Source organism: Saccharothrix stipae (assembly GCF_054781895.1).
Genome location: NZ_BAAGTN010000002.1, coordinates 586,163 through 599,495, shown reverse-complemented (window position 1 = coordinate 599,495; position 13,333 = coordinate 586,163). Strand labels below are relative to the sequence as shown.

Here is a 13,333-nt window from a genome sequence, read left to right as displayed (position 1 = left end):
TTTGTGTGTGTATTTGCGCTCCGGACTACTCCGATCGAGTGAGTGAGATCCAGGTCACGGACCAGTCGAAGTCGTCGGTGAAATTTCCAGGAATTGCGCCGTGCGGCCGCAGCGGCAATGGGCCGAAAAGCCTACCTCTGGTGCGGAAAACCGGACAATCTTAGTCTGGGAACGCTCCCAGCACCCTGTGCACCCGTTCCCGACCCGGAGGCAACGCAATGACGCGCACTCCCTCCCGACCCGTCGCGGTGGCGGTGACGACGGCCCTCCTGGCGGCCGTCGCCCTCGCCGCCACCGTGCTCGTGCCGCACCTGCGACCGGTGGCCACCGCCCAGGTCGCGGCCCAGGCCGACCCGCGGGTCGAGCAGCTGCTCGCCCGCATGTCGCTGGACGACAAGATCGGCCAGATGACCCAGGTCGACCGCGGCGCGCTCGACTCCGTCACCGACCTGGCCACCTACCGGATCGGCTCGCTGCTGTCCGGCGGCGGTTCCGCGCCCAGCACGAACACGCCCCAGGCCTGGGCCGACATGTACGACAACTTCCAGCGCACCGCGATGTCCACCCCGCTGGGCATCCCGCTGATCTACGGCGTGGACGCCGTGCACGGGCACAACAACGTGCGCGGCGCGACGATCTTCCCGCACAACATCGGCCTGGGCGCCACCCGCGACCCGGAGCTGGTCAAGCGCATCGGCGCGGTCACCGCGACCGAGGTGGCGGGCACCGGTATCGACTGGAACTTCGCACCCTGCCTGTGCGTGGCGCGCGACGACCGGTGGGGCCGGACCTACGAGTCGTTCGGCGAGGTGCCGGAGATCCCCACCGCGATGACGACCTACGTCGACGGCCTCCAGGGTGCGACGCTCGGCGGCACGCCCAGCTCCGTGCTCGCCACCGCCAAGCACTTCATCGGCGACGGCGGCACCGCGGGCGGCGACGACCAGGGCGACGCGCGGATCACCGAGCAGGAGCTGCGCACGGTGCACCTGCCGCCGTTCAAGGCCGCCGTCGACCGCGGCGTCGGCTCGGTGATGATCTCCTACAGCAGCTGGAACGGCGTCAAGGCGCACGGCCACCGCTACCTGATCACCGACCTGCTCAAGGGCGAGCTCGGCTTCACCGGGTTCGTGGTGTCGGACTGGGCGGGCATCGACCAGATCGACGGCGCCACCGGGTTCACCGGCGCCGAGGTCGCCGCGGCGGTCAACGCGGGCATCGACATGGTCATGGTCCCGACCGACTACCGGCGGTTCACCAGCCTGCTCAAGGCCGAGGTGCAGGCGGGGCGGGTGACCACCGCGCGGATCGACGACGCCAACCGCCGCATCCTGACCAAGAAGTTCGCACTGGGCCTGTTCGAGCGCCCGCTGACCGACCGCTCGCTCACCTCGACGGTCGGTTCGGCGGCGCACCGGGACCTGGCCCGCCAGGCGGTGCGGCAGTCGCAGGTGCTGCTGCGCAACGACGGCGTGCTGCCGCTGGCCAAGTCCGGCAAGTACTTCGTGGCGGGCAAGTCGGCCGACAACATCGGCTACCAGAGCGGCGGCTGGACGATCTCCTGGCAGGGCGGCAGCGGCAACACCACCCCCGGCACCACGATCCTGCAGGGCATCCGCGACCTCGCCGGCTCCCGCGCGACGATCACCCACGACCGGTACGGCGCGGGGGTGGACGGCTCGTACACCGCGGCCATCGCGGTGGTGGGGGAGACCCCGTACGCCGAGGGGCAGGGCGACCGGCCCAACGGCCTGGCCCTGGACCGCGAGGACCTGGAGACGATCAACCGGCTGCGGTCGACCGGCATCCCGGTGGTCGTCGTGCTGGTGTCGGGGCGTCCGATGGACGTCGCGAACCAGGTCGCCGACTGGGACGCGCTGCTCGCCTCGTGGTTGCCGGGCACCGAGGGCCGGGGCGTGGCCGACGTGTTGTTCGGCGACTTCAACCCGACCGGCAAGTTGCCCGTGACCTGGATGAGCAGCGGCTCGCAGCAGCCGATCAACGCCGGTGACGGCAAGGCCGCCCTCTACCCGCTCGGGCACGGCCTGAGCTACGGCCCCATCACCACCAGCAGCACGACAACGACCACAACCACGACAACCACCACCACGACCACGACCACGACGACCACCGCGCCGCCGCCCGGCGGGTGCGTGGCCACCGCACGCGTCACCGGCTCCTGGCAGGGCGGATTCCAGGTCGACGTCACCGTGACCAACACCGGCACCGCCCGGCTGAACGGCTGGACGGTCACCTGGACGAGGGCGGGCGACCAAACGATCAACTCGCTGTGGAACGGCAAGCTCACCCAGACCGGCACCTCGGTGTCCGTGGACGACGTGGGCTGGAACGGCACGCTCGCCCCCGCGGCTTCGGGGTCCTTCGGGTACACCGCGAGCGGGCCGGCCGGCACGCCCGAGCTGACCTGCCGGGCGAGGTAGCGCCGCGCCGTGGTCACTTTCTGGGAGCGCTCCCCCACGCTGCGTCATTCGGCTCAGCGCGGGACGACATTCGGCCCATGGTCCGGAGGCCTTCGGGTCGAACTTGTCAAGGCTTTGTGGCTGAACCCTCTTTTCACGGTGTTTCTATGCGGTTACAGTCCCGGACTGGGAGCGCTCCCAGAAACCTCCACCGCCCTGCCCCTTGGAGGCACCGCATGCGACGACGCATGTCCGGAGCCCTGGCCGGCACGCTAGCCGTGCTGGTCAGCGCCTCGACGCTGACCCCGTTCCAGCCGTCCGCGACGGCCGCGCCCGCGTTCAACTACGGCGAGGCCCTGCAGAAGTCGATCTGGTTCTACGACGCCCAGCGCTCCGGCGACCTGCCCGCCGACAACCGGGTGAACTGGCGCGGCGACTCGGCGTTGCGCGACGGCAGCGACGTGGGCGTCGACCTCTCGGGCGGCTTCTACGACGCGGGCGACCACGTGAAGTTCGGCCTCCCGTTCGCGGCCACGATGTCGATGCTCGCCTGGGGCGCGGTGGAGAACCGCGACGCCTACGAGAGCTCGGGTCAGCTGCGGCACCTGATGGCCAACCTCAAGTGGGGCACGGACTGGATCATCAAGGCGCACCCGTCGCCGAACGTGGTGTACGGGCAGGTCGGCGCGGGCGACGACGACCACAAGTGGTGGGGCGCCGCGGAGGTCATGCAGATGCCGCGCCCGTCGTACAAGGTGGACGCGTCCTGTCCCGGCTCGGACCTCGCGGGCGAGTACGCGGCGGCGATGGCGTCGGCCTCGATGGTGTTCAAGCAGACCGATCCCACCTACGCGGCCACGCTGCTGACCCACGCCGAGCAGCTCTACAGCTTCGCCGACACCTACCGCGGCAAGTACAGCTCCTGCATCACCGACGCCTCGAAGTTCTACAACTCCTGGAGCGGCTACCAGGACGAGCTCGTGTGGGGCGCGATCTGGCTGTACCGGGCGACCGGTGACGCGAGCTACCTGGCCAAGGCCAAGGCGGAGTACCCGAAGCTGTCCACCGAGCCGCAGACCACCACGCGGTCCTACCGGTGGACCATCGCCTGGGACGACAAGTCCTACGGCGCGTACGCCCTGATGGCCAAGCTCACCGGCGAGGCCGAGTACGTCGCCGACGCCAACCGCTGGCTGGACTACTGGACCACCGGCTACAACGGCAACCGCGTGCGCTACTCGCCGGGCGGCCAAGCGCACCTCGACACCTGGGGCTCCCTGCGGTACGCGGCCAACACCGCGTTCGTCGCGCTGGTCTACAGCGACTGGCTGCGCGATCGCGACGCCGCGAGGGCGACCACCTACCACGACTTCGGCGCGCGGCAGATCAACTACGCCCTCGGCGACAACCCGCGCAACGCCAGCTACGTCGTCGGCTTCGGCGCCACACCGCCGCGCAACCCGCACCACCGCACCGCGCACGGCGCGTGGGCCGACACCATGCAGGAACCGGTGACCAGCAGGCACGTCCTGTACGGCGCGCTGGTCGGCGGTCCCGGCACGAACAACGACGCATACAAGGACGACCGCACCGACTTCGTCGCCAACGAGGTCGCGCTGGACTACAACGCCGCCTTCACCGGCGCGCTCGCCCGGCTGTACAAGGAGTACGGCGGCACGCCGTCGGCGAACTTCCCGGTCGCCGAGGCCACCGACGGCCCCGAGCTGACCGTGCAGGCCTCGGTCAACCAGAGCGCGCCCGGCTTCACCGAGATCAAGGCGTTCGTGCTCAACAAGTCCGCCTGGCCCGCCCGGATGTTCAACGGCTCGCTGCGCTACTACTTCACCCTCGACGGCGCGACCACGCCGAACCAGGTCACCGTCGCCACGAACTACAACCAGTGCGGCACGCCGAGCGCTCCCAGGCAGCACAGCGGCTCGGTGTACTACGTGGACGTGCCGTGCCCGGGCGTCTACCCCGGCGGCCAGTCCGCGCACCGGCACGAGGTGCAGTTCCGCATCACCAGCACGGGCACCTGGGACCCGACCAACGACTGGTCCTACGCCGGCCTGGGCACGGGCAACACTGTCGCGCAGACCGACCGCGTGGTGCTGGCCCAGGACGGCCAGGTCGTCTGGGGCCGGGAGCCCGGCCCGGCGGTCGAGGACCGCGAGGCGCCGACCGTCCCGCTCTCGTTGCGGGTCTCGGGCGTCGGCTCGACCAGTGCCACCCTCAGCTGGGTGGCCTCCACCGACAACGTCGGGGTGACCGGCTACGACGTGCTCCGGGCGGATGGCACGGTCGTAGGTGCCACGGCCACCCCGACGTTCCTGCTCACCGGCCTGGCTCCGGGCACGCACACGTTCTCCGTGCGTGCCAAGGACGCGGCGGGCAACCTGTCCGCGCGGAGCACGCCCATCACCTTCACCACCATCGTCGACGACGACCCCGAGCCGCCGACCGTCCCGGGTGGACCGGTCGCCTCCGCGATCACCGCCACGAGCGCCACGTTGACGTGGACGCCCTCCACGGACAACCGGGGCGTGGCAGGTTACTACGTCGAGCGCTCGGACGGGACGGTCGTGGCCACCACCACCGGTGCCAGTCACCAGCTCACCGGCCTCACCCCGGACACCGACTACACGTTCACCGTCCGTGCCAGGGACACCTCCGGCAACGTCTCCGCGTCCAGCACCCCGGTGGCGTTCCGGACCAAGCCGGTCGGCACCGGCGGCCCGCTCGTCGTGCAGCAGCGCGGCAACGGCGCGGCGAGCGCCAACCAGATCGGCGCGACGCTCGCCCTGGTCAACCGCGGCACGACGGCGGTCGACCGGTCCACCGTCACCGCCCGGTACTGGTTCACCGGTGACTCGGCCAACGCCAACTACCAGGTGTTCTGCGACTGGGCCGTGGTCGGCTGCGCGAACGTGCGCGCCACCGTGGTGAAGCTGCCCAACGCCCGACCCGGCGCGGACTCCTACCTCCAGGTGTCGTTCACCGCGGGCAGCCTCGCGCCCGGCGCGAGCACCGGCGACATCCAGTTGCGGGTGGCCAAGTCCGACTGGTCGACCTTCAACCAGGCCGACGACCACAGCTACCGGGTCAGCGCGACCCTCACCGACTTCGACCGGGTGACCGCCTACACCGGCGGTTCCCTCGCCTGGGGCGTGGAGCCCTAGCACCCAGACTCGGCACGGGGCGTTCTGCGCGCCCAGGCGTCCCGTGCCGACCCCACTCCCCGCCACGCCCCTTTCAAGCTTCGCGGGTCAATGGCTGATCCGTGCAGGAGGAGGACGCATGAGGTACCGCACCAGAGCGGGACGGTTGCGCACCGGTCCGCTCGCGCTGATGGCCGCGGCGGCAACCGCCGCGGGTGTTATGCCGTTCGTCGCGCCGGTGGCGAACGCGGCCGTGGCTTGCACGGTCAACTACCAGGTCACGAACCAGTGGCAGGGTGGCTTCGGCGCCAACGTTTCGATTCGCAACGAAGGTGACGCGGTCAACAACTGGCGCCTCACGTGGACCTTCCCGGACGGCCAGCGCGTGCAGCAGGGCTGGAACGGCACGTTCACGCAGAGCGGCAGCGTCGTGACCGTGGCGGCGCCGGGCTGGGCACCGAACCTCGGCACGGGCGCCACCGTCACGCCGGGCTTCAACGGCTCGTGGACCGGCCAGAACCGGCCGCCCACGGACTTCGCCCTCAACGGCACCCGCTGCACCGGTCCGAACGTCAACGTCAACCCGACGGCGACGCTGACGTCGCCGACGCCGGCGCAGACGTTCCAGTCCGGCCAGGCGATCCCGCTGGCGGCCACCGCGTCGGACACCGACGGCACCGTCTCCAAGGTCGAGTTCCTGGCCGACGGCGTGGTCGTCGCGACCGACACGAGCTCCCCGTACACGGGTTCGTGGACCGGCGCGACCGTGGGCGAGCACGCGATCGTGGCCCGCGCCACCGATGACAAGGGCGGCATCGGCAACTCCAGCATCGCGAGCATCCGCGTCATCGCGGGCCAGGCGATCCAGGCGAGCCCGGCGTCGCTGACCGTGCGGCAGGGCGGCACCGGCACCTTCGGTGTCTCACTGGCCACCGCGCCGACCGCGAACGTGACGGTCACCGTGGGGCGTTCGGGCGGCAGCACCGACCTCACGGCCGGCCCGGTCTCGCTGACGTTCACGCCGACCAACTGGTCGACCAAGCAGAACGTCACGGTCACCTCGGCGGCCAACGGCGGCGAACTGGCCACGGCCACCTTCACCGCGAGCGCCACCGGTGCGGCCGCGGCGACGGTCGAGGTCCGCGAGACCAGCGCCGACACCTCGCGGTTCGAGCAGGAGTTCCTGGACCTCTACGCCAAGATCAACGACCCGGCGAGCGGCTACTTCCGCACCTTCTCCGATGGCCTGAAGGTGCCGTACCACTCGATCGAGACGCTGATGGTCGAGGCGCCGGACCACGGTCACCAGACCACGTCCGAGGCGTTCAGCTACTACCTGTGGCTGGAGGCCAGCTACGGCAAGATCGTGGGTGACTGGGCGCCGTTCAAGAAGGCCTGGGCCTCGATGGAGAAGTACATCATCCCGGCCAAGGCGGACCAGCCGACCAACGACAAGTACGACGCCTCCAAGCCGGCGACGTACGCCCCCGAGCACCCGCGGATGGACCAGTACCCGTCGGTGCTGGACTCCGGCGTGCCGGTGGGTCGCGACCCGATCGCGGCCGAGCTGAAGGCGGCCTACGGCAACAGCGACATCTACGGCATGCACTGGCTGCTCGACGTCGACAACACCTACGGCTTCGGCCGGTGCGGCGACGAGTCGGACGCGTTGCCCGCGTACATCAACACCTACCAGCGCGGTTCGTCGGAGTCGGTGTGGGAGACCATCCCGCAGCCGTCCTGCGACACCTTCGCGCACGGTGGCCCCAACGGCTTCCTCGACCTGTTCACCAAGGACGCCAGCTACGCCAAGCAGTGGAAGTACACCAACGCCCCGGACGCCGACGCGCGTGCGGTGCAGGTGGCCATGCTGGCGCAGGAGTGGGCGACCGAGCAGGGCAAGGCCGCCGAGGTCGCGCCCGAGCTGGAGAAGGCCGCCAAGATGGGCGACTACCTCCGCTACGCCATGTTCGACAAGTACTTCAAGAAGATCGGCAACTGCGCCAGCACCAGCTGCCCGGCGGGTACCGGCAAGGACAGCGCGCACTACCTGATGTCCTGGTACTACGCGTGGGGCGGCGCGACCGACACGTCCGCGGGTTGGGCGTGGCGCATCGGTGACGGCGCGTCGCACCAGGGTTACCAGAACCCGTTGGCGGCCTACGCGTTGGCGAACGTGCCCGCGCTGAAGCCGAAGTCGGCGACCGGCCAGCAGGACTGGGCCACGTCGATGACCCGCCAGCTGGAGATGCTCCAGTGGCTGCAGTCGGCCGACGGCGCCATCGCCGGCGGTGTCACGAACAGCTGGGAGGGCCAGTACGCCGCCCCGCCGGCGGGCACGCCGACGTTCTACGGCATGTACTACGACGCCCACCCGGTGTGGCGCGACCCGCCGTCGAACCGCTGGTTCGGCTTCCAGGCGTGGCAGATGGAGCGCACCGCCGCCCTGTACGAGAAGACGGGCAACGCGACGGCCAAGAAGATCCTCGACAAGTGGGTCCCCTGGGCCATCGCGAACACCACCGTCGGCACCGGCGGCCAGTTCCAGATCCCGAACGACCTGACCTGGACGGGCGCTCCGGACAACTGGAACGCCACCAACCCCGGCGCCAACGCGGGCCTGCGCGTGACCGTCGACAACCACAGCCAGGACGTCGGCATCGCCGCGTCCTACGCCAAGACGCTCCTCAACTACGCGGCCAAGTCGGGCAACGCCCAGGCGAAGACCGTCGGTGAGGGCCTCTTGACGGCGATGCTGGCGCACAAGGACGACAAGGGCATCGCGGTTCCGGAGCAGCGCAAGGACTACAACCGCTTCGACGACGTCTACAACACGTCGACGCGTGAGGGTCCGTACGTTCCGACGGGCTGGTCGGGCGACATGCCCAACGGCGACCAGATCAAGCCCGGTGTGTCCTTCGTGGACATCCGCTCGATGTTCAAGCAGGACAAGGACTGGCCCAAGGTCCAGGCGTACCTGGACGGCGGCCCCGCGCCGACCTTCACCTACCACCGGTTCTGGGCGCAGGCTGAGATCGCCACGGCGTTCCAGCTGCACGTGGAGCTGTTCGGGTAGACCTGAGAAGGTCGCGCCGGCACCCCCCTCACGACGTGGTGAGGGGGGTGTTCGGCGTGTCGCCGCACGTCTCAATAGTCGAACGCGTTCGACTATTGAGACCGCCATGAAACAACCTTGAAACTTCGGTGTTGACGCGGGTGAGAGAGCTGTGCCACATTTCTGGCACTCCGCATCGCTGACTCCGGTCGGCATTGATTTCGCAACGATCGAAACGATTCGATTCAGTGAGCTGCACATTCGAATAAATCGACGACCGCGAGAGGGGCGCCGTGGACCCGCAGCCGTTCCGCGATCCGGGTCTGCCGGTCGAGGACAGGGTGACCGACCTGCTCGGCCGGCTGACCGACGAGGAGAAGGTGGCACTGCTGCACCAGCACCAGCCGGCCGTGCCCAGACTCGGGCTGGCGGCGTTCCGCACCGGCACGGAGGCGTTGCACGGCGTCGCCTGGTCGGGGGTGGCCACGGTGTTCCCGCAACCCGTCGGGCTCGCGTCCTCGTGGGACACCGGGCTCGTGCGGCGGGTCGGCGAGGCGGTCGGCGTCGAGGCGCGCGGCTTCCACCACCTCGACCCGGTCAAGCACGGCCTGAACGTGTGGGCGCCGGTGGTGAACCCGCTGCGCGACCCGCGTTGGGGCCGCAACGAGGAGGGCTACTCCGAGGACCCGACGCTGACCGCGGCCATGGGCACGGCGTACGCGAGCGGGTTGCGCGGCGACCACCCGCGCTACCTGCGGACCGCGCCCACGCTGAAGCACTTCCTGGGCTACAACAACGAGGACGACCGCTGCGTCACGTCCTCCGACCTCCGACCGCGGGTGCTGCACGAGTACGAGCTGCCGTGCTTCCGCGGCCCGATCGAGGCGGGCGCGGCGGTCGCCGTGATGCCGTCCTACAACCTCGTCAACGGCCGCCCCGCGCACCTGAGCCCGTTGCTGGAGCAGGAGTTGCAGACGTGGTCGCCGCACGGCGTCGCGGTGGTCAGCGACGCGTACGCGCCGCAGAACGTGGCCGGGCTCCAGGCGTACCTGCCGACCCAGGCCGAGGGGCACGCGGCGCTGCTCAACGCGGGCCTGGACAACTTCACCACCGACGACGCCGACGCCACGTTCATGATCGAGAGCGTCACCGCGGCGATCAAGGACGGCCTGGTGCACCGGGACGTGGTCGACCGGGCCGTCGGCCGGGTGCTCGCGCTGCGGTTCCGGCTCGGCGAGTTCGACCCGCCCGAGGGGAACCCCTACGCGGCGATCACCTCCGACGTGATCGGCACGCACGGCGAGCTGGCCTTGGAGGCCGCGCGGCAGGCGGTCGTGCTGCTGCGCAACGAGTCCCTGCTGCCGTTGGCGCGCGGCACGGAGCTCGCCGTCATCGGCACGCACGCGGACGCGCTGTTCGAGGACTGGTACAGCGGCACCCCGCCGTACCAGGTGACCGTCCGAAGAGGACTGGAGGAGTTCGCCGCCGTCTCCTGCACCGAGGGGGTCGACCGGATCGCGCTGCGCGCGGCGGACGGCCGCTACCTCGGTGTGCGCGGCGGTGTCGTGGGACTGGGCGAGCGCGCGCTGTTCGACCGCTTCGACTGGGGCGACGGCGTGTGGACGCTGCGGGACGTGGCGTCACGCCGCTACCTGGGCGTGGCCGACGACGGGTCGTTGGTGGCCACCGCGATCACGCCGGGCGGCTGGGACGTGCGCGAGCTGTTCGAGCCCAGGTCGACCGACGGCGGTGTGGTGCTGCACAACGTGGTCGGCGGGCTCGACAACCCGGCGACGGTGCGGGGGAGCACCCGCCTGGACGCCACGCCGTTCGCGATCGAACGGGTGGTGGACGGGCTCGCCGCGGCGGCCGAGGCGGCGGCGCGGGCCGACACCGCCGTGCTGGTGCTGGGCAACGACCCGCACATCAACGGCCGGGAGACCCAGGACCGCACCACGCTGCGGCTGCCGTCGCTGGACCTGGTGCGCGCGGTGCGCGCGGCGAACCCGAACACGGTGTTGGTGCTCGTGAGCAGCTACCCCTACGCGCTGGACGGCGAGGAGGAGCACCTCCCGGCCATCGTGTGGACCGCGCACGGCGGGCAGGAGCAGGGCCGGGCGGTCGCCGAGGCGTTGTTCGGCGCGTTCTCGCCGTCGGGGAAGCTGACCCAGACCTGGTACCGGGGCGACGACGACCTGCCGGACATCTTCGACTACGACATCATCCGCGCGGGCGGCACGTACCTGTACTTCACCGGGGAACCGCTGTTCCCGTTCGGCCACGGGCTGGGCTACACCACCTTCGAGTACTCGGAGCTGGAGTGGGCCGACGGCGTCGCCAAGGTGTCCGTCACCAACACCGGTGACGTGGCGGGGGCGGAGGTCGTGCAGCTGTACTCCTCCGCGCTCGACTCGCGGGTGCGCCGGCCGGTGCGCGAGCTCCAGTCGTTCCACCGGGTGCACCTGGAGCCGGGGCGGACCGCGGTGGTCGAGCTGACCGCGGACCGGCTGTGGCACTGGGACGTCATCACCGGCCGGCGCGTGGTGGAGGCGGGGCGGTACGAGATGTGCGCGGGCTCCTCGTCGCGGGACATCCGGGCGCGGCTGGTCGTGGACGTGCCGGGGGAGAGGATCGCGCCGCGCGCCGGCGCGTTGCCCGCCGCGGACTTCGACGACTGCGACGGCGTGCGGCTGGTGGACGACGAGGTCGTGTTCACCCGGGCCGGTGCGTGGATCGCGTTCCACGACGTGACCGACGAGTCCTGGTCCGCGCCACCGGACACCCGGATCTCGGTCGACGGCGGTTCGGTCGTGCTCACCGCGCAGGCGGCGGGCGTGCGGGTGCGGGAGGTGCGTTGACGTGGTGACCATCGCCGATGTCGCGCGGCACGCCGGGGTCGCGCCCAGCACGGTGTCGTACGTGCTCACCGGCCGCCGCTCGATCTCCTCGGCCACCAAGGCCAGGGTCGAGGCGAGCGTGCGGGAACTGGGCTACCACCCGCACGCGGGCGCCCGGTCGCTGGCCAGCAACCGCGCCAACGTGCTGGCGCTGGTGCTGCCGATGCGCGAGGGCATGCACATGCCGGTGCTGATGCAGTTCGTCGTCGCGGTCGCGAACGCGGCCCGCCGGCACGACCACGACGTGCTGCTGGTGACCGCGGACCAGGGCGCGGCGGGACTGCGCCGGGTCGCGGGCAGCGCGCAGGTCGACGGGTTGCTCGTGATGGACGTGGAGATGCACGACGAGCGCGTGCCCGTGCTGCGGGAGCTGGACCGGCCCTCGGTGCTCATCGGCTTCCCCGCCGACGCGGCCGGGTTGACGTGCGTGGACCTCGACTTCGCCGAGGCGGGCTCGCGGTGCGTGGACCACCTGGCCGACCTCGGGCACACCTACGTGGCGCTGGTCGGCGCGCCGCGCGCGGTCTACCAGCGCGACACCGGGTTCGCGCACCGCACCATGGCCGGGTTCAGCGCGGCGGCGATGCGCCGCGGCGTCTCCTCGACCACCCTGCCCACCGACACCGACCACGAGTCGGTCCGGGTGGCGATCACCGGCCTGCTGGAACGCCACCCGACCGTGACGGGTCTGGTGGTGCACAACGAGGCCGCGCTGCCGTCGGTGGTCGAGGTGTTGCGGTCGCTGGGCCGCAAGGTGCCCGACGACGTCGCGGTGATCGCGATCTGCCCGGACGACCAGGCCGAGCGGCTGATGCCGCCGCTGACCTCGGTGGCCGTGCCCGCGGAGCAGCTGGGGCACCACGCGGTGGCGTTGCTGATGGCCAAGCTCGACCGGACCCCGACGCCCCCGTTGACCCTGTTGCAGCCGCGGCTCACCGAGCGGGCCAGCACGACGCGCTGACCACGGCGTTCGCGGACGCGTTGTCCGCCGCGTCCGTCGCCCGGTCGACCGCTGCGGTCGCCGACGCGCCGCCGGGGTGCCGCGCGCTACCCTCCGGTGGATGAGCGACAACCACGTCGTGGTCATCACCACCACCGACAGCGAGGAGGCGGCGGGCGCGTTGGCGCGGGCGATCGTCGAGGCGCGTCTGGCCGCCTGCGTGCAGATCGGCGGCCCGGTCCGGAGCGTCTACCGGTGGGACGGCGAGGTGCACGACGACCGCGAGTGGCAGCTGTGGATCAAGACCGCCTACGACCGGGTGGACGAGCTGACCGAGTTCGTCAAGGCGCGCCACACCTACGACGTGCCCGAGGTGCTGGCCCTGCCGGTGCTCGGCGGCAACACCGACTACCTCGCTTGGCTCACCGACGAGACCAGGCCCGGGTAACCCGGTTGACGCAACGCGTCGCCCGCCGTGCGCACCACCGGTGACCGCGCTGAGCGGACGGCTCTACTCGTTCCATCGAGTGTCACCCGATCGTGGCGGGCGACCGGGTGACTAGTCCCCGTGACGTCGACTGCGTTGCGTCATCGTCGAATTGTTTTTCACCGGATCGTGCCTTCGATTACGACAGCCCGGTATTCACGATCGGAGCACCCCTTCAGGGGACTTACCGTCGCCGGAGCCGGTGCTAGCGTGGGGCGCTGTTGCCGATCGGAACACATGTCCGCGACCGTTGCCCGCACTCGAAACCCTTATGTGCTCGAAGAAATCGGCCGCACCGGGCCCGGGCGGGGGATTGGGTGGGTGTCCGTCGTGACGGTCGGAGGACGCGGGTTTCCGGCCCTGGTCCCGAATGTGT

General features: G+C 70.7%; 6 protein-coding genes and 1 pseudogene. All 7 read left to right on the top strand.

What is annotated here, in order from left to right:
• Nucleotides 1–218: 218 nt before the first annotated feature.
• A pseudogene (locus tag ACYVLT_RS05670) lies at nt 219–2,054 on the top strand (glycoside hydrolase family 3 protein); the annotation flags it as partial.
• 99 nt (nt 2,055–2,153) lie between these two features.
• Nucleotides 2,154–2,441 carry a cellulose binding domain-containing protein gene (locus ACYVLT_RS05665; protein ID WP_461119248.1) on the top strand — a complete coding sequence of 96 codons (288 nt, stop codon included), beginning with the start codon at nt 2,154–2,156 and terminating at the stop codon, nt 2,439–2,441.
• Nucleotides 2,442–2,656: 215 nt separating this feature from the next.
• On the top strand, nt 2,657–5,599 hold the full coding sequence (locus ACYVLT_RS05660) for a glycoside hydrolase family 9 protein (RefSeq protein ID WP_461119021.1): 2,943 nt from the start codon (nt 2,657–2,659) through the stop codon (nt 5,597–5,599).
• A gap of 118 nt (nt 5,600–5,717) precedes the next feature.
• A complete protein-coding gene (locus tag ACYVLT_RS05655) occupies nt 5,718–8,654 on the top strand; it encodes a glycoside hydrolase family 48 protein (protein ID WP_461119020.1) in 2,937 nt (978 codons plus the stop codon).
• A 272-nt stretch (nt 8,655–8,926) separates the two neighbouring features.
• Entirely contained in the window at nt 8,927–11,491 is a 2,565-nt protein-coding gene (locus ACYVLT_RS05650) for a beta-glucosidase family protein (RefSeq protein ID WP_461119019.1), read from the top strand.
• A 1-nt stretch (nt 11,492) separates the two neighbouring features.
• Complete coding sequence (locus ACYVLT_RS05645) at nt 11,493–12,491, top strand: LacI family DNA-binding transcriptional regulator (RefSeq protein ID WP_360462690.1); 999 nt, start codon at nt 11,493–11,495, stop codon at nt 12,489–12,491.
• Nucleotides 12,492–12,591: 100 nt separating this feature from the next.
• Nucleotides 12,592–12,918, top strand: a complete 327-nt coding sequence (gene cutA / locus ACYVLT_RS05640; RefSeq protein WP_461119018.1) for a divalent-cation tolerance protein CutA — start codon at nt 12,592–12,594, stop codon at nt 12,916–12,918.
• The last annotated feature ends 415 nt before the right edge of the window (nt 12,919–13,333 follow it).